Origin of the sequence: Serinibacter arcticus (genome assembly GCF_003121705.1) — a bacterium.
Lineage (GTDB): Bacteria > Actinomycetota > Actinomycetes > Actinomycetales > Beutenbergiaceae > Litorihabitans.
In genome coordinates this window covers 3,127,447-3,144,819 of sequence record NZ_PYHR01000002.1, presented here as the reverse complement: position 1 = coordinate 3,144,819, position 17,373 = coordinate 3,127,447, and the positions used below count along the sequence as shown (strand labels likewise).

General features: G+C 74.5%; 16 protein-coding genes and 1 pseudogene. 6 read left to right on the top strand and 11 right to left on the bottom strand.

What is annotated here, in order from left to right:
• Nucleotides 1–129 precede the first annotated feature (129 nt).
• Nucleotides 130–522 (top strand): DUF4342 domain-containing protein, encoded by a 393-nt coding sequence (locus C8046_RS14080; RefSeq protein WP_109229979.1) that lies wholly within the window; start codon nt 130–132, stop codon nt 520–522.
• Between the two features lie 125 nt (nt 523–647).
• Here the strand turns inward: C8046_RS14080 and C8046_RS14075 are convergent, their stop codons facing one another.
• Nucleotides 648–1,079 carry an Lrp/AsnC family transcriptional regulator gene (locus C8046_RS14075; protein WP_109229978.1) on the bottom strand — a complete coding sequence of 144 codons (432 nt, stop codon included), beginning with the start codon at nt 1,077–1,079 and terminating at the stop codon, nt 648–650.
• A 162-nt stretch (nt 1,080–1,241) separates the two neighbouring features.
• On the opposite strand from C8046_RS14075, the gene ddaH reads away from it, so the two are divergent.
• Both ddaH and rocD read left to right on the top strand, forming a co-directional pair.
• A complete protein-coding gene (ddaH, locus tag C8046_RS18870) occupies nt 1,242–2,114 on the top strand; it encodes a dimethylargininase (RefSeq protein WP_328587603.1) in 873 nt (290 codons plus the stop codon).
• 10 nt (nt 2,115–2,124) lie between these two features.
• On the top strand, nt 2,125–3,354 hold the full coding sequence (gene rocD / locus C8046_RS14070) for an ornithine--oxo-acid transaminase (RefSeq protein WP_199224487.1): 1,230 nt from the start codon (nt 2,125–2,127) through the stop codon (nt 3,352–3,354).
• 92 nt (nt 3,355–3,446) lie between these two features.
• Here the strand turns inward: rocD and C8046_RS14065 are convergent, their stop codons facing one another.
• The 5 genes from C8046_RS14065 to C8046_RS14045 all read right to left on the bottom strand — a co-directional run bounded on the left by C8046_RS14065 (nt 3,447) and on the right by C8046_RS14045 (nt 7,515).
• Entirely contained in the window at nt 3,447–3,818 is a 372-nt protein-coding gene (locus C8046_RS14065; protein WP_109229976.1) for a hypothetical protein, read from the bottom strand.
• Nucleotides 3,815–4,954 (bottom strand): ATP-dependent DNA ligase, encoded by a 1,140-nt coding sequence (locus C8046_RS14060; RefSeq protein WP_109229975.1) that lies wholly within the window; start codon nt 4,952–4,954, stop codon nt 3,815–3,817. Before C8046_RS14060 ends, C8046_RS14065 begins: the two co-directional genes overlap by 4 nt.
• On the bottom strand, nt 4,954–5,958 hold the full coding sequence (locus C8046_RS14055) for a Gfo/Idh/MocA family protein (RefSeq protein WP_109229974.1): 1,005 nt from the start codon (nt 5,956–5,958) through the stop codon (nt 4,954–4,956). Before C8046_RS14055 ends, C8046_RS14060 begins: the two co-directional genes overlap by 1 nt.
• A 49-nt stretch (nt 5,959–6,007) precedes the next feature.
• Nucleotides 6,008–6,775, bottom strand: coding sequence for a hypothetical protein (locus C8046_RS14050; protein ID WP_109229973.1), 768 nt, complete (start codon nt 6,773–6,775; stop codon nt 6,008–6,010).
• A 449-nt stretch (nt 6,776–7,224) separates the two neighbouring features.
• Complete coding sequence (locus tag C8046_RS14045; protein WP_199224486.1) at nt 7,225–7,515, bottom strand: DUF1540 domain-containing protein; 291 nt, start codon at nt 7,513–7,515, stop codon at nt 7,225–7,227.
• Nucleotides 7,516–7,842: 327 nt separating this feature from the next.
• Between C8046_RS14045 and C8046_RS14040 the strand changes: the two genes are divergently transcribed.
• Entirely contained in the window at nt 7,843–8,478 is a 636-nt protein-coding gene (locus tag C8046_RS14040) for a hypothetical protein (RefSeq protein WP_109229971.1), read from the top strand.
• Between the two features lie 22 nt (nt 8,479–8,500).
• Here C8046_RS14040 and C8046_RS14035 read toward each other — a convergent pair whose 3' ends face one another.
• Together C8046_RS14035 and C8046_RS14030 are read right to left on the bottom strand one after the other, a co-directional pair.
• On the bottom strand, nt 8,501–9,820 hold the full coding sequence (locus C8046_RS14035; RefSeq protein ID WP_109230951.1) for a M1 family metallopeptidase: 1,320 nt from the start codon (nt 9,818–9,820) through the stop codon (nt 8,501–8,503).
• An 86-nt stretch (nt 9,821–9,906) separates the two neighbouring features.
• Nucleotides 9,907–13,885: pseudogene (locus C8046_RS14030) on the bottom strand (Pls/PosA family non-ribosomal peptide synthetase).
• 158 nt (nt 13,886–14,043) lie between these two features.
• Between C8046_RS14030 and C8046_RS14025 the strand changes: the two are divergent.
• A complete protein-coding gene (locus C8046_RS14025) occupies nt 14,044–14,523 on the top strand; it encodes a hypothetical protein (protein ID WP_109229970.1) in 480 nt (159 codons plus the stop codon).
• The gene (locus C8046_RS14020; protein ID WP_109229969.1) at nt 14,463–15,560 is read left to right on the top strand and encodes a hypothetical protein; all 1,098 of its coding nucleotides are present in this window, start codon (nt 14,463–14,465) and stop codon (nt 15,558–15,560) included. The genes C8046_RS14025 and C8046_RS14020 overlap by 61 nt, the downstream gene beginning before the upstream one ends.
• Here the strand turns inward: C8046_RS14020 and C8046_RS14015 are convergent.
• From C8046_RS14015 to C8046_RS14005, 3 genes are read right to left on the bottom strand one after another with little or no spacing between them, the layout of a single operon-like run.
• Nucleotides 15,506–16,093, bottom strand: coding sequence for a hypothetical protein (locus tag C8046_RS14015; RefSeq protein ID WP_109229968.1), 588 nt, complete (start codon nt 16,091–16,093; stop codon nt 15,506–15,508). The two genes, C8046_RS14020 and C8046_RS14015, sit on opposite strands and share 55 nt — an antisense overlap.
• On the bottom strand, nt 16,093–16,713 hold the full coding sequence (locus tag C8046_RS14010) for a hypothetical protein (protein ID WP_146197170.1): 621 nt from the start codon (nt 16,711–16,713) through the stop codon (nt 16,093–16,095). The genes C8046_RS14015 and C8046_RS14010 overlap by 1 nt, the downstream gene beginning before the upstream one ends.
• A complete protein-coding gene (locus C8046_RS14005; RefSeq protein ID WP_109229966.1) occupies nt 16,710–17,315 on the bottom strand; it encodes a hypothetical protein in 606 nt (201 codons plus the stop codon). Before C8046_RS14005 ends, C8046_RS14010 begins: the two co-directional genes overlap by 4 nt.
• Between the last annotated feature and the right edge of the window lie 58 nt (nt 17,316–17,373).

Sequence of the window (17,373 nt, the reverse complement as noted above, 5' to 3'; positions counted from 1 at the left end):
GTCCGACCCCGGGCGTAGGCAGGAACCAGGGTCGGAATCAGGGAACATCCGGATACCCGCGCCGGGGCCCCGGGGCGCAGGATGGAGACAGATCGGCGCGGTGGTCGCGCCGGGAACGGAGCCAGCACCATGACCGAGGACCAGACGAACCCGCTGCACGACGCCCCCGCCGCCGGTGAGGGCCGCACCCGCACCGAGGAGTTCAAGGTGTCGGGCGAGAACCTGCTCGCCAAGGTGAAGGAGCTCTTCGCCGAGGGCAACGTCCGCCGCGTCATCATCAAGAACGACGACGGCCGCACGCTGCTCGAGGTGCCGCTCAACGCCGGACTCGCCGTCACGACCGTGGCGGCCGTGTTCGCCCCCGTGCTCGTCGCCGTCGGCGCGATCGCGGCGATGGTGTCCTCGGTGACGGTCGCCGTCGTCCGCGGCGAGGCCAAGCCGGCCGAGGCCGCTGCCGAGCCGGTCGCCCCGGTGACTCCGGTCGCCGACGCCACCGACCAGCCGCACAACTACGGGATCTGACGAACCCAGCTCCGCCAGCTCCACCAGCACTGACCGAGGGCGATCCATCCGCACCGGGGGCGATGCCACAGGCATCGTCGCGACGGCGGAAGGGTCGCCCTCGGCGTCGTTCCCGCGACGAGCGCCTAGCCGCGCTCGATGAGGCGGGACAGCACGATCGTCGACTCGGTCCGCTCGATGTCGGCCGAGTCCCGGATGTTCTCCAGCGTCTCCTCGAGGTGCGCGACGTCGCGCGCCCGCACCCGCAGCACCGCGTCGGCGCTCCCGGCCACGGTGCTCGCCTGCACGATCTCGGGGATCGGCTCCCACGCGGAGCGCAGGTCCGCCGGCGCGATGCGCCCCTGGCAGTAGACGTCGATCAGCGCCTCGATCCCCCACCCCAGCGCCGCGGGGTCCACGACGGCGGTGAAGTGGTCGATCACGCCGTCGTCGAGCAGGCGGTCCACCCGTCGCTTCACGGCCGGCGCCGACAGCCCGACGACGCCGCCGATCGTGGCGTAGGTGGCCCGCCCGTCGGCGGTCAGCTCGGCGAGGATCTGCTGGTCGAGGGAGTCCATGCCACGAGGCTAGCCGGGCTGGGTCACACATCCGCAACGAATCGTCGCCTCACCCCGACCGAGCGTCGATCCGTTGCGCCGACACGCAAGCGTGGCCGATTGCCGCGCCCGCCCCGGGGTGCGACCGTAGAGGCCTACCGGTGATCGCAGCGAGGGAGACCATTGAGCACGCACACCACCGACGTCCCCGACGTCGTCGCCGCCCCGCCCGTGACCATCCGCACGGCCACGAAGCGGCGCTACCTCATGTGCCGCCCGACCCACTTCGACGTCGTCTACACGATCAACCCGTGGATGCACCCCGAGGTGCCGGTCGACCACGACCTGGTGATGCAGCAGTGGGAGAACCTCCGCCGCACCTACCTCGACCTGGGCCACGACGTCGAGGTCATCGAGGGCGCCCCGGGCCTGCCCGACATGGTGTTCGCCGCCAACGGCGCGACCGTCGTCGACGGCCGCGCCCTCGCCGTGAACTTCCGCTACGCCCAGCGCACCGACGAGGCCGCGCTCTACGCCGCGTGGCTGCGCGCCGACGGGATCGAGGTGACCGACGCCGTCGCCACCAACGAGGGCGAGGGCGACTTCCTCACCGTCGGCCGCAGGATGCTCGCCGGCACCGGCTTCCGCTCCGACCCCGCCTCGCACGTCGAGCTCGCCGGTGCGACCGGCCTCGAGGTCGTCACGCTCGAGCTGGTCGACCCGAGCTTCTACCACATCGACACGGCGCTCGCCGTGCTCGACGACGAGAACATCGCCTACCTGCCGCAGGCCTTCTCCCTCGCCGCGCACGAGCGCCTCCAGGAGCTGTATCCGGATGCGATCCACGTCAGCCTCGAGGACGCGAGCGTGTTCGGGCTCAACGCCGTCTCCGACGGCCGCAACGTCGTGGTCGCCGCCCAGGCGACGCAGTTCATCGCCGACCTCGCCGCGGCCGGCTACCACCCGGTGCCGGTCGACCTGTCCGAGCTCCTCAAGGGTGGCGGCGGCATCAAGTGCTGCACCCTCGAGCTGCGCCCCGCGCCCGTCCAGAGCTGAGGAGTCCCCCGTGACCGCCGTCGAGACCACCACCGGCACCGCTGCCGGCACCGCCGCCGAGCAGATCGCCGACATCGAGGCGCACGCCGCGCACAACTACCACCCGCTCGACGTCGTGATCGCGCGCGGTGAGGGCGCCTGGGTGACGGACGTCGACGGCAAGCGCTACCTCGACTGCCTCGCCGCGTACTCCGCGGTGAACTTCGGTCACGGTCACCCCGAGCTGCTGGCCGCGGCGCACGAGCAGCTGGACCGCCTCACGCTGACCTCCCGCGCCTTCCACCACGACCGGATGGCCGAGTTCGTCACCGAGCTCGCCGCGCTCGCGGGCAAGGACATGGTGGTGCCGATGAACACCGGCGCCGAGGCCGTGGAGACGGCGATCAAGGTGGCGCGCAAGTACGCCCACGACGTCCGCGGCATCGCCGTGCCGGAGATCATCGTGGCCGGCGGCAACTTCCACGGCCGCACCACGACGATCGTCAGCTTCTCCGACGACGCCGTCGCGCGCGACGGGTTCGGCCCGTACACCCCCGGCTTCGTCACCGTGCCCTACGGCGACGCCGACGCGCTCGCCTCGGCGATCACGGAGAACACGGCCGCGGTGCTGCTGGAGTCGATCCAGGGCGAGGCCGGCGTCGTCGTGCCCCCCGCCGACTACTTCCCGCGCGTGCGGGCGCTGACCGCCGAGCGCGGCGTGCTCCTCATCGCCGACGAGATCCAGTCCGGCCTCGGCCGCACCGGCACCACGTTCGCGATCGAGCACGACGGCGTGGAGCCCGACCTCTACCTGCTCGGCAAGGCGCTGGGCGGCGGCATCGTGCCGGTCTCCGCCGTCGCCGGCAACGCCGACGTGCTCGGCGTGCTCACGCCCGGCACCCACGGCTCCACCTTCGGGGGCAACCCGCTCGCGGCCGCCGTGGCGACCGCCGTCGTCCGCCTGCTGCGCACCGGTGAGTACCAGGAGCGTTCGGCCGTGCTGGGGGCACGGCTGCACGCGGGCCTGACCGGGCTGATCGGCTCGGGCGTGACGGCGGTCCGCGGGCGCGGTCTGTGGGCCGGCGTGGACATCGACCCCGAGGTGGGGACCGCGCGTGACGTCGCCCTGCGCCTGCTCGATCGCGGGATCCTCGCCAAGGACACGCACACCCGCACGCTGCGCCTCGCTCCGCCGCTCGTCATCAGCCGCGACGAGGTCGAGTGGTTGCTGCGCGAGCTCAAGGCAGCCCTCCAGGGCTGACACGCCCCCACGGCCGCGCACCCGCGCGGCCCCACCCACCCCCTGCCGCGGACGGGCCGACCCCGATCGCGGCAGGGCCTCGTCCGGAGCGATCAGCCGCCGCTCGGCCCGCCGTCGATCCGGTGCTGCTCGCGCGCGTCGTTCGTCACGAGGTTGTCGAAGAAGCGCAGGCCCCGGGGCGTGAGGACCGGCACGAGCGCGCGCACCTGCGAGGGAACCTCGACGACGGCGATGCGCAGCGACGCCGGGTAGGCGTTGTCGCCCGTAAGTCCGTAGGTGGCGTTCATCAGCGCCCCCGGAACGATGAGCACCTCCTCCTCGAGGAGCTGCGGGAGCTCGAGCATCGCGGCGAGGCCGCCGCGAAAGGCGTCCTCCTCCCCCTCCGGCAGCCCCTCCCAGCAGAGGGCCAGCCCGGAGGCGTCGAGACGTTCCAGCTCCTGCGCGAGCGTGATGGTGCGGGTCACTCGAGCGCCCCGGTGAACGTCGGGTCGGCGGCCGGCGCGCCCGGCAGCAGCTCGGCGAGGTCGTAACCGACGGGTTCGTCGAGCTGCTCGTACGTGCACGAGCGCGGCTCGCGGTCCGGGCGCCACCGCTTGAGCTGCGTGGTGTGCCGGAACCGGGCACCCTCCATGTGGTCGTAGCCGACCTCGAGCACGCGCTCGACGCGCAACGGCGTGAAGCTGAGGTCCTTCCCGCCCGACCAGCGCGACTGGGCCCCGGGTTTGCGTCCCTCGGCGTGCGCCGACGGGTCCGCCCACTCCGCCCACGGGTGCGCCTCGGCCTGCTCACGGTCGGTCACGTCGACCACGAGCGGCGCCAGCTCCTCGATCAGCTCGGCCCGTCGCGCCATCGGGAACGACGCGGAGACGCCGACGAAGTGGAGCTGCTCGCCCTCGTAGAGACCGAGCAGGAGCGACCCGACGAGCGGCTCGTCCGGTGTCGAGTCCTTGTGCTCGCGGTACCCGGCCAGCACGACGTCCGCCGTCCGGGCGTGCTTGATCTTGAGCATCGCGCGCTTGCCCGGGGCGTACGGGTCGGCCAGCGGTTTGGCCATCACACCGTCGAGGCCGGCGCCCTCGAACACCCCCAGCCACTCCTGCGCGACGGCGGCGTCGAGCGTCCGCGGGGTGGCGTGCACCCGGGGTCCGGTCAGGTCCAGACCGTCGAGCACCTCCAGCCGCTCGCTCAGCGGACGGTCCATCACGACGTCGTCCCCCAGCGCGAGCACGTCGAACACCACGAGGTTCGCGGGCGCGTGCTCCGCCAGCATCCGCACGCGCGTCGCGGCGGGGTGGATCCGCTGCCCGAGCAGCTCGAAGTCGAGACGCGAGCCGCGAGCGAGGACGATCTCGCCGTCGACCACCGCCCGGGCGGGCAGCTCGGCGATCGCGGCCTCGACGACGTCGGGGAAGTAGCGCGTCATCGACTTGCCGCTGCGGGAGAGGATCTCCACCTCGCCGTCGTCCACCAGCACGATCGCCCGGAACCCGTCCCACTTGGGCTCGTAGGAGTACGGGCCGCCCGCGGCGTCGGCGGCCGGCACGGCCGCGACGCTCTTGGCGAGCATCGGCGCGATCGGCGCCCCGAGCGGCAGGGCCATCAGAGCTCACCGTCCGCGTCGACGAGCGCGACCCCGAGCTGGTCGGCGGCGTCCTGGAGCATCCGCTGCACCACGAGGGTGTCGGCCAGCGACATCACGGCGGACTCGGTGTGGCCGGCGCGGATCCGCGTGGCGACCTCGTCGAACTCGTGCGCGTAGCCGGCGCCGCGCGGCGGCAGCACCTCCTCGACGGGGTCGCTGCCGAATCGGTGCAGCACGAGGCGGTCGGGGTGGTGGAAGCGCGGCGGGACGTCGATCCAGCCCTCGCTGCCGTAGATCCGCGCGTTGCCTGGCGTCGGCGCGCGGAACGACGTCTGCAGCGTGGCCGTGCGACCGTCGCCGAAGTCCACGAGCAGGCCGGCCTCGGCGTCGACGCCGGTGGGCAGGCGGGAGCCGTGGGCCGTCACGGAGCGCGGGTGCCCGAGCACCATCTGGGCGAACGAGACCACGTAGACGCCGAGATCGAGCAGCGTGCCGCCGCCGAGGGCGAGGCTGAACAGGCGGTCCTCGGGGGCGAACTCGCGGCGCACCCCCAGGTCGGCGGTGACGGCGCGGACCTCGCCGATCGCGCCGTCGGCGAGCAGCTCACGGACACGCACGACGGCGGGGACGAACCTCGTCCACATCGCCTCCATCGCGAACACGCCGGCCTCGCGGGCCTCGTTGACGACGCGCTCGGCGCCGGCGTAGGTGGCGGTGAAGCTCTTCTCCACGAGGACCGCCTTGCCCGCGGCGATCGCCGCGGAGGCCTGCACCGCGTGCTGGGAGTGCGGCGTCGCGATGTAGACCGCCTCGACGTCGGGGTCCTCGAGGAGCTCGGCGTAGGAGCCGTGGGAGCGGGCGGCCGGGGCGTGCTCGGCGGCGAACGCGGAGGCCCGGTCGAGGTCCCGCGAGCCGACGGCGACGATCTCGCCGTGCGCGACGTTGCCGAAGTCGCGGGCGACTCCTCCGGCGATGCGTCCCGGTCCGAGGATGCCCCAGCGGAGGTTCTCGTCTGCAGTCATGGGGCCATCCTGCCCGGCCTCGGCGCGGGCGGGTACTGCTGGGCGCGGGTCAGGCGGCGCGGCGCTCGGCCGGCGGCCCGAGCACGAGACCGTCGGCGTGCGGCCAGCCGGCGGGGCGCTGGTCGGCGGGGACGGCGACGTGGACGACGACGTCGGGCCAGCCCGCCCCGGCGGCGCGGGCGCGACGCACCAGCGCGTGGGCGTCCACACCGCTCGGGGCCACGACGAGGATCGCCCGGACGAGCGGGAGGACGGTGACGAGGTCGCCGTCGTAGTCGACGACGGCCGTGATCCGCACGTCCTGGCTCTCCGCGGGCGGCAGGGTGGCCGCGAAGGCGTCGCCGCCGAAGCGTGTCGCACGGGCGCGGGGGCGCAGCCCGAGCTCGCGGGCCAGGGCGGGCAGCTGACGGGCGTCCCTGACGAGGACGTGGGCGCGGGCGTCGCCGATGCGCGTGAGGGCGACGGCGTCGAGGGCGGCCGCCTCGGCGCCGCGGGAGAGGTCGAGCTCGGCGCCGATCGCGAGCGTGCGGGTCAGGCGCAGGAGGCGGGAGGCGACGGCGGCCGCACCGCCGCCGGTGAGCCACAGGACGTCGCGGCCGGCGCGCTCGGCGTCCTGGGCCGCCGCGACCAGCACGTGGAACGGGAGGTCGGCGGCGAGCTCGAGGGAGGCGGTCCGGGTCGGGGTGGGCGCCGGGTGCGGGGTCTCGGCCGCAGGCTGCGCCGTCGTCGCACGAGGACGGGGGCGGCGGTCGAGGTCACGGCTGAGGGCGACGGTGCCGAGGGGACGGGCGGGGCGAACGAGGAGGGTGGTGGTCACGGTGAGCTCCGGATCAGAGTCGGTCGGGGGCGGGAAGCCCGACTCGCGCGACGCTCGTCAGTTCGCGACGGCGGAGTCGGGCCTGTGCATACAGGTCGACCGACAACCGCGGGCGGCGAGGAGGTGCGGCTGCTGCGCGTGCTGCGACGTGCGGGTCATGGCCGACTCCTTCCGCTGGGGTGCTCGTGGGTGCTGCTGACGGGACGACTCTAGGAGCGCCCGCGAGCCCGAGTCACCCACCCCCGCCACCGTCTCACCATCCGAGACCCTTCCGCCGGCGAGGGGCTTCCGCACCACCGACGAGGGCCTTCTGCACCACCGACGAGGGGTTTCCGCACCACTGGCGAGGGGGTTGCGCACCACCGACGAGGGCCTCCTGCACGCGGACAGCACGAAGCGCCCGGCAGCTGGTGCCACCGGGCGCTTCGGGAACGACTGTCGCGGGAGCCTCAGCCCTCGACGAAGGTCAGGCAGTTCGCGGTGCCGGACCCGCCCGGTCCGATGCGCACGGCGTCGGCCCCGCACTCGAGGTTGGTGTTGAACTGGCAGGACGTGCGCTGGCAGGCACCGACCTGGGCGACGACGCGGTCGAGGCCGCCGCGCGTACCGATGTCGATGAAGGTCGCGCAGTCGACGTCGTCGTCGATGGTGACGGCGAACGCGTGGCAGCCGTCGTGGTTGTAGGAGCAGTCGGTCACGGCGCAGTCGGCGACGTGGGGCATCTCGACGAGAGCTGACACGGGATCCTCCTCAGGACGGGTTGATGCATCGACAATACGCCGGGAATGACAATGGCGCCACATTTCCTGACAATTCAGGCAATGCTTACCAAGGCTTGCCTCACGCGCATTCAGGGACGCCTCACCTTGCATTGTTTTCCGCACGGCGGTGTGCCGTTAATGCCGGAAACCTCGCAGCAGCAACGATCACGGCGTCCGTATTTCGACCGCGGCGGCGCCCGCCGATTCTCTTCGGGGCATTTCCGCGACGGGGTCGTGCCGCAACTCCCGCCGTCGCGGGGCGACATTCCCGTCCGGCGTTGCGACCGGGGTCGCTACCGTGGTCGGGTGATCCAGCTCCGCAGCGTCGGCGACGTCTCGCTCGCCCTCGCGCCCGTGGCGGCGCTCGACGGCGTCCATCGCGCCGCGTTCGCGGAGCTGGGCGACGCCGAGCGCGCGCGTCTCGAGGGGCTGGGCGACGCCCGGGCTGACGAGCTGCTGCTCGGGCGCCACCTGCTGCGCCGGCTGGTCCGCGCGAGCCGGGCGGGCCGGCCCGCGAACGACGGCGACCCCGCCCACATCGAGATCGACGCCCGCTGCGAGGTGTGCGGCGGCCCGCACGGGCGCCCCGTCGTCGTCGGGCACCCCGTCGTCGCGAGCCTCGCGCACGCGGGCGGCCTGGCGGTCGCGGCCCTCGCCCCGACGACGGCGGTGCGCGCGCTGGGCGTCGACGTCGAGCCCCTGGTCGCACCGGACCGCGACGCCGATGCCACCGCCGACCCTCACGCCCGCACCCGCGCCTGGACCCGCTACGAGGCGACCCTGAAGGCGGACGGCCGCGGCATCGCCCGCAACCGCGGCGAGACCGACCCGGCCGCGCTCGCGGCGGCCGTCGCCGCGCTCCCCCACCGCTACGAGGTGACGTCGCTCGAGGTCCCGGGCTTCGCCGTCGCGATCGCGGTGGGCCGCCGCCAGGCTCGCTAGGCCGCCGCCCTCACCGGCCCCCTCAGGGCAGGGGCAGCGCCGGAAGCGCCGTCCGCACCAGCCACGCGTCGAACAGCCCACCCAGGTCGCGCCCCGACCGGTCGGACGCGTGCTGCACGAACTCCTCCGTCGTCGCGACGCCGTGCCGCTTCAGCTCGGTCCACCCGCGCACGACGTCGAAGAACGCCTCGTCGCCGAGCGTGAGGCGCAGCGCGTGCACGAGCAGGGCGCCGCGCTTGTAGATGCGGTCGTCGAACATGAGGTCGGGCCCGGGGTCGCCGAGCACGATGTCCTGCGGCTGCAGCGTCAGCCGCGCGTGGTACTGCCGCGCGAGCACGTCCGCGGCCGGCCCGCCGGACTCCTCCGACCACAGCCACTCCGAGTAGCAGGCGAAGCCCTCGTTGAGCCAGATGTGCTGCCAGGACGCCAGGCCGACGCTGTTGCCGAACCACTGGTGCGCGAGCTCGTGCGCGACGAGCCGCTCCGAGCCCTTCTCGCCGTCGGCGTGGTTGCTGCCGAACGTGGCCATCCCCTGCGCCTCGATCGGGATCTCGAGCTCGTCCGGCGTGATGACGACGTCGTACTTCGACAGCGGGTAGGGCCCGAACCGGTCGGAGAACAGCGCGACCATCCGGCCGAGGTCGGCGAAGTCGTGCTTGACCCGCTTGGCCAGCGCGCGCGGGTAGTGCAGGGTGCCGGGCACGGTGCCGAGGTCGATCTCGTCGGCGACGTAGTCGCCCACCTGGACCGTGGCGAGGTAGCTCGCGGCCGGGATGTCCTGGATGTAGCGCCAGGTCCGCTGCTCGCCGCGGCTCGTGTGGCCGGCGGGCACCCCGTGCGCGACGACGCGGTACGGCTTCTCCGTCGTGATCGCGAGGCGGTAGCGCGACTTCTCGCTCGGGTGGTCGTTGCAGGGGAACCAGGTCGGCGCCCCGGTGGGCTGCGAGGCGACGAGGACGCCGTCCTCCAGCTCCTCCCACCCGATGCGGCCCCAGCGCGTGCGCCGCGGCCCCGGACGACCGACGTAGTCGAGCTCGACCGTCAGCCGCACCCCCGCGACCGTCGGCCGCGGGAGCTGCACGCGGACCTTGGTCGGCCCCTGCGTGTACGGGGCCCGGTGCCCGTTGACCCTGGCCCCGGACACCTTGAGGGTGACGAGGTCGAACGCGAGCGAGCTGACGTCGTCGGTCGTGAGGATCGACAGGATCGCGACGCCCTCGAGCCGGTTGGTCCGCACCTTGTAGTCGAGCTCGAGGTCGTACAGCTCGACGTGGTAGCCGGGGTTGCCGCTCGTCGGCGTGTAGCGGTCGCCCAGTCCCGTCGCGGAGGTCGATCGCACCATCGTCATCCCTGCCTCGGGCCGGGGCCCGGTCGTCGCCTGATCGTCTGCCGTCTGCTCGTCCGCGACCGGGCGTCGTGCTCCGGCGCCTAGTCGTTACCCACGTAGGCGCGCACCCTGACCGACCTCCAGGGGCCGATCGGGTTCCCGCTCCAGCGGCTGCCGACCGGCACGTCCTCGCCCCGCATGACCAGCGAGGCGGGGCCGACGGTGGCGTGATCACCGATACTAGCCGCGGGCAGGATCACGCTGTGCGGTCCGAGCGTGGCGCCGACGCCGAGCGTCACGCCGTCGATGCTCATCACCCGGTCGTGGAACAGGTGGGTCTGCACCACGCAGCCGCGGTTCACGACGGCGCCGTCCCCCAGGGTCACGAGGTCAGGCTCCGGCAGCCAGTAGGAGTCGCACCAGACGCCGCGCCCGATCCGGGCGCCGAGCGAGCGCAGCCACACCGCGAGCGCCGGGGTGCCGGCCGCCGCGTGCGCGAACCACGGTGCCGCGAGCATCTCCACGAACGTGTCCGAGACCTCGGTGCGCCACACGAACGAGCTCCACAGCGGGTGGTCGCCGGCGCGGATCGGACCCACGATCAGCCACTTCGCGACCGTGCTCACCGCGGCCGCGACGACCGCGGCGCTGACGAGCACCACGCCCGAGAGCAGCAGCGCCCATCCCGGCCCGACCTCGACGGCCAGCCACGCGAGCACGAGCAGGACGGCGAGCCCGAGCCCGTAGCTGAGGATCACCGGGACGGCGCGCAGAAGCTCCCAGAACGCGCGCGCCACCCGGAGCCGGGCGTCGGGGCTGTAGGTGAGTCGGTCGTCGCCCTCCGTCGGCACGCGCCGCAGCCGCACGGGCGGCGAGCCGAGCCACGAGCTGCCCGCCTTGGCCTTGGCCGGCGCGATCGACAGCACGGCGACGAGGGAGTCCTTCGGCACCTTGTGACCTGCGCCGGCCATGCCCGAGTTCCCGATGAACGCGCGCGCGCCGATCCGCACCTTCGCGATGCGCATCCAGCCCTGGCGCAGCTCGTAGGAGGCGATCATCGTGTCGTCGGCGAGGAACGCGCCGTCGTCGATCGTCGTCATCGTGGGGAGCAGCAGCACGGTGGACGCCTCGACGTCCTTGCCCACCTTGGCGCCCAGCAGCCGCAGCCACACGGGCGTGAACAGCGAGGCGTAGAGCGGGAAGAGGATGGTGCGCGCGGCGTCGAGCAGCCGCTCGATCGTCCAGGCCTGCCACGCCACGCGCGACAGGACCGGGTGGTCGCCCGGCGTCAGGCCGATCGACAGCAGCCGCACCGCCACCACGACGCCGACGGCGAACGCCACGAACGTCACGACGCCCGCCGGCGCGATCCACACCAGCCCCGCGAGCGCGGCCTGGGAGAACGTCTCGGCGCCGCGCAGCCCCTGCGCCACGACGAGACCGCCGAGCACGAAGGCGAGGATCGGGAGCAGCGCGACGGCGGTCGAGGCCAGCCCGTAGGCCACCAGCCACGAGCGGTTGCTGGGCGGCGCCGTCGTCGGCCACCCGCCGTCGCTCGTGGGGACGCGGACGGCGGGCGAGCCGCTCCACGTCTTGCCTGCGCCGACCTTGCCGAACACCGCGCTGCCGGGGCTGACGGTGGCGCCGGCCCCGATGCGGGTTCCGGGGGCGAGCGTGCTGCGGGCCCCGACGCACGCGTGCGCTCCGATCTCGATGCCGCCCAGCCGCACGACGTCGCCGTCCAGCCAGTACCCGGCGAGGTCGACCTCGGGCTCGACGGCGGCGCCGTCGCCCACCACGAGCATCCCGGTGATCGGCGGGAGGGTGTGGAGGTCGACGTCGCGACCGATCCGCGCGCCGAGCGCCCGCGCGTAGACGACCACCCAGGGCGCGCCCGCGAGGCTGACGGCGTCGATCTGGTGCGCGATCGCCTCGGCGAGCCACAGCCGCAGGTGGGTCGCGCCGCCACGGCGGTAGTCGCCCGGCTTCACACCGGCGAGCAGGATCCGGGCCGCGAGCGCCGCGACGGCCATCCGCCCCAGGGCGTCACGAGCACCAGCAGCCCGACGGCGATGACCGGCCACGGCGTCCACGGCAGGAAGCTGAAGTCCTCGCCGGCACCGTTCGGCGAGCCCGCCGCGAGGTGCAGCAGGTTGCCGGCGGTGAGCACGTACACGAGCCAGCGCGCACCCGTGAGGATGTACAGCGGCACGGCGGTGAGCGTCTGGAGCAGCTGCGTGAGGCGCGGCGTGGGCGAGGGGCGCGAGAACGTGCCGTCGGCGCCGGAGCCGGTGGTCGGGTCGTCGTCGCCGAGGTCTCCGAGCAGCTCGGCCATCGCGGCCAGCCGAGGCCGGTCGTACAGGTCGGCGACCGTCACCTCGGCCCTGCGGGCACGGATGCGCGAGACGAGCTGGGCGGCCGACAGCGAGCCGCCGCCGACCTCGAAGAAGTCGGCGTCGGGGCTCGCGACGGCGACGCCGAGCACCGCACGCCACTGCTCGGCCAGCCACGCCTGGGCCGGCGGCAGGTCCGCGAGGGCGTCGCCGTCGACGTCGCCCCCCGCTCCCCCGCCCGCCCCGGGCAGCGGCCACGGCAGCGCGTCGCGGTCGACCTTGCCCGAGGTGCGGGTGGGCAGGTCCTCGACGACGGCGAGCAGCGGCACCAGCGCGGCCGGCAGCTCCTCGGCGAGCAGCGCGCGGGCCTCCTGCCGCTGGAACTCGGGCGTCACCGTGAGGTAACCGACCAGCACCGGCGTGCCCGCCTCGGTGCGGCGCACCGCGGCGGCCGCCGCCGTCACGCCTGGCAACCCCTGCAGGGCCGTGTCGACCTCGCCGAGCTCGATGCGGCGGCCGCCGACCTTGACCTGGTCGTCGGCGCGGCCGAGGAAGATCAGGCCCTCGCGCTCGAACCGCACGAGGTCACCGGAGCGGTAGGCCCGCTCCCAGCCGAGCGTCGGCATCGGGGCGTACTTCTCGGCGTCCTTGGCGGGATCGAGGTAGCGGGCGAGCCCGACGCCGCCGATGACCAGCTCGCCCTGGCCGCCCTCGGGCACCGGGTGGCCCTCGGCGTCGACGACGGCGAGCGCCCAGCCCGCGAGCGGCAGCCCGATGCGCACGGGGCCGGGGCCGCCGAGCGGGGCGCCGCACGCGACGACGGTCGCCTCGGTCGGGCCGTAGGTGTTCCAGACCTCGCGGTCGGGGCTCGCCAGACGGCGACCGAGCTCGGGCGGGCACGCCTCACCGCCGAAGATCAGCAGGCGCACGGACTCCAGCGCCTCGGCCGGCCAGAGCGAGGCGAGGGTCGGCACGGTGGAGACGGCGGTGACGGAGCGGCGCTGCAGCCACGGTCCGAGGTCCTCGCCGGAGCGCACGAGCGAGCGCGGCGCCGGCACGAGGCACGCGCCGTTGCGCCACGCGAGCCACATCTCCTCGCACGAGGCGTCGAACGCGACCGACAGGCCAGCGAGCACGCGGTCGCCGGGAACGAGCGGGGCGTCGACGAGGAAGAGGGCGGCCTCGGCGTCGACGAACGCGGCGGCGCTGCGGTGGCTGACGGCGACCCCTTGGGGGTGCCGGTGGAGCCGGAGGTGAAGATGACCCAGGCGTCGTGCTCGAGCCCGGGCTGCTCCCAGTCGCCGGGCTCGGGGACGTCGCCGCCGCCGATCCGGCCCTCGGCGTCGGGCACCAGCTCGAGCAGCTCCTCGCCGCCGCGCAGCCGGCGGTAGCTCCCGACGGCGTCGAGCACGCCGTGGACCCGCGCCTCACCGAGGACGAGGGCGGCGCGCTCGGGCGGGTCGTCGGCGTCGACGGGCACGTAGGCGGCACCGGCCGCGATGACGGCGAGGATCGCGACGTACAGCTCGCGCCCGCCCGACGGCAGCCGCACCCCCACCGTGTCGCCCGTGACGACACCGGCCGCGCGCAGCTGGGCAGCCAGCTCGCCGATGTGCTCCAGCAGCTCGGCGTAGGTCAGGTGGCCGGCCTCGTCCTCGATCGCGGGGGCGTCGGGGTGGGCCTCGGCCGTGGCCGCCAGCACGTCGAGCAGGGTCCGGGGCCTCGGGGCCTCGGCGATCCGGTCCATCACCCCGGTCGCAGGCCGGTCCGGGGAAGGTGTCGTCACGATCCGCATTGTGCCGCAGCGCGGTGAACGGTGCCTGACCGCACGATGGCCGGACGGTGCGACGGCTGTGGCGTGGGCTACGCGGGGGACGCAGGGCCCCGAGGGCTAGGCTGCGGCGCATGACGCACGGGGACGCGCCGGCCGAGGCCGAGGCCACGCAGGCAGCCGTCGCCACGCAGCCGGCCGTCTCTCCCGACCCCCCGCGTCCCGCCCTCACCGCCCGCGACGTCGCCTCCGTCGTCCGCGACGACGGCCGCGAGCTCCTCGTCACCACCGGCCGCCTGCTGGCGCGCTACTGGTACGTGCTGCTCGCCGTCGCCGCCCTCGGCGCGACCGCGCGCAGCTGGGTGCTCGAGCTCGCCGTCCTCGTCTCCGAGCGGAGCGCGACGGCGGGGCTGGCCGTCTTCGCTCTCAGCCCGGGCATCGCGTTCGCCACCGCCGTCGGGATGCTCGCCGTCACCGCCCGGCTCACGGGGGCGCGGGGAGGGGCGTCGCGACGTCGCTGGCCGCGTTCGCGAGCGCCCTGCTCCTGTACCTGGTGCTGTACGAGCAGAGCGGCCAGCTCGAGGCGGAGCGCAGCGGCTACTTCCGCACCCTGATGCAGGAGACGGTCTACTCCGACGAGGTCGGCCCGGCCGACGCCCTGGTCGGCCGCATCCCCGACGGGCTGTCCGTGCCGATGCTCGGCACGATCGTCGTCGCCTTCGTGCTGCGCGGCATCGGTGCCCGCGTGCTCGAGCGGCACGACGCCCGTGGTCCCGGGGCGCGCAGCACCCGGATCGGCGGGATCGGCACCGCGACGCTGCGCACCCTGGTCGCCTACGCCGAGCTGATCTGGCTGGTGCTCTCGTTCCTCGTCGTCGCCGCCGTCCTCGGGCGGCTCGGCGACTGGTGGGACAGCCGGCGCGTGGTGGTCGGCGCGAGCCAGGCGTGGGCCGCCCTGGAGTGGCCGGCGATCGCGCCGGCGATCGGGGCGGTCGCCGACGTCGTCGGGCACGTGCTCCAGATCGCCGTCGCCGGGATCCTCGTCCCGACGGCGTGGCTGGCCCTCGGCTTCCTGCTGCACGGCCGGCGCGAGGGCGCGGGCATGCCGCTCGCCCGGCGCGCCGCTGCGGCGACGGCGACCTACGGCGCCCGGCTCGGCTCGCGCTCGCGACGGCTCGCCTCCGTCGACACGGACCGGCTCCTGGACACCGAGCGCCTCGAGCGGTCGTGGGCCTCGGTGCTCCGGCCGGAGAGCCGGTGGGGCCCGCTCGGGGGCGCCGTCGGGCTCGTGCTGGCGCGCGGCTGGCTGCCCGTGCTGACCTTCGCCATCCTGTTCACGGTGCTCGCCCAGGTCGACCACGTCGTGTGGTGGCTGGCCGACCTCCTGCTCCCCACGGTCGCGCTGGCTGACTGGATCGCGCTCTTCCCCGTGCTCGAGGCGCTCGCGCTGGTCGTGGTGCAGACCGTGACGATCGCGGCGGTCGCGGCCGGGACCGACCTGACGCTGCGGCGGCTCGGGATGCCCGGCGTGCTGCGGCTCCCGCCGGCGGGCGGGCGCGCGGGCGGGCGCCGAGCCCGTCGCGCCGCGCACGACGCTCAGCCCCCGTCGGCCCCCGCGCCCTCCTCGGCGTCGACCTCGAACGACCAGTAGCGCGACGTCTCGGCCGTCGGCAGGAGCCGCACCCGCTGCGGCACGACCCCGTCGGGCAGCAGCACGACGTCCGTCTGCGCCCCGCCCTCGAGCGAGTACGGGTCCAGCCAGCCGTTGTCGGGCTCGACGGAGGAGGGGATGACGTCGGAGCGCGTGTAGGTGCGCCCGTCGGAGGCGTCCACGTGCATCGTCGCGCCGACGGCCTCCCACGCCTCCTCCTCGGGCGAGTCCTCCTCGGGCACGCCCGACACCTCGAACGAGGCCCGCCACAGCTCCCAGCCCTCGGGCGCCTCGAACGCGTCGTCGAACCGGCTCACGAGCCCGCCCCCGAGGAGCTCGACCCCCTCGAACGCGACCGTGATCCCGGCGACCTCGGCGGAGCCGTCGGCCTCGACCGGGGCAGCCGACAGCGGCCGCCCCTGCGACCACGTCGCCCACGACTCGTGGCCCGTCGTCCAGACGAGGGCCGCGACGGCGAGGAGCGAGCCCGCCGCGAGCGCCGCCGTCCTGACCGGGCGTCGTTCCCCGACCATCAGGACCTCCCCGGGCTCAGCGCTGCGGGTTCGACCGACTCCACCCGCTCGACGTCGGCGACCCGGATGTCGCCGACCTGCATGGGTACCTCGCGGCTGACGCCCTCGGGCTCGACGCGCAGGGTGCCTCCGTCGGCGGCCTCCGCCGGGACCTCGAACGTGATGTCCTCGTGCCACCACTCCCCGGGCTGCGCGTCGTCGATGTCGCGGTCGACGCGTTCGGAGAGCTGGTACCGCACGCCCTCGTCGTCGACCCAGACGTAGGAGACCTGATCGGTCGGGGCGTTCTCACCGGCGACGGCGACGCGGAGCACCAGCCAGCGCCCGGTCGTCGTCAGCGGGACGAGGCCGTCGCCCTCGTCGGACGATTCGTCGGACCCGTCGGACTCGAGGGAGTAGTCCACCTCGCCCTCGACCAGCACCTGGTCGGTCGAGCGCGCCTCGAGCACCACGACCCGCGCGCCCGAGACGACCAGCTCCTGGCCGGCGTCGGCCCGCAGGATCGACGTGCCCGTGGCGACCTCCGGCCGACTCACGGCGTGCTGACCGAGGAGCAGCGCGACGGCGGTGAGCCCGGCCGCGGAGGCCCAGGCCGCCGGGGTGAGGCGCACACGGCTCACGAGGCGGCCCCGACGCGGGCGACGTCGTCGTCGCGGGAGACCTCGAGCGTCACCGTCGGCCTCGCGCGCCACCACCACTCCTCGCCGGAGATGACGTGGGCGGTGAAGACGTGCGCCGAGAGCACGACCGGCAGGCGGTCCAGCTCGTCGGCCGCGGCGGCGGCCTCCGCGTCGACCGGGACGAGGAGCAGCGCGTCGGTCGGGACGCCCGGGTGGACCTGCGCGATCAGGTCGCCGTCGGCGGGGTCCACCAGGAGCACGCGCCCGGTCGGCTCGACGCCCTCGACCGCGAGCGAGTCGGCGAACCACCCGACGGTCGCGGGCGGGTTGGCGGTGATGCCGAGGTCGATCACGATCCAGGCCGCGGCGTCGCTGTAGGAGAGGTCGTCGGGCAGCAGCTCGTCGCTCACCGTCCACCCCCGCACGTCCACGTCGTACGGACCCAGCTCCGCCGTCGCCCCCGCGGCCAGCTCGGGGAGCTCGGCGGGCGGCGACGCGCCCCAGCCGCCGCCGATGCCGATCGCGGCGACCCCGACGGCGAGCGTCGCCGCGGTCCCCCACGTCCAGCGCGAGGTCAGCGCGGTGCGCAGGGGCGAGGTCATGGTGGCGATGCTAGCGAGGCGGCACGGGCCCGGCTGCACGCGCCGCGTTAGGCTGCCG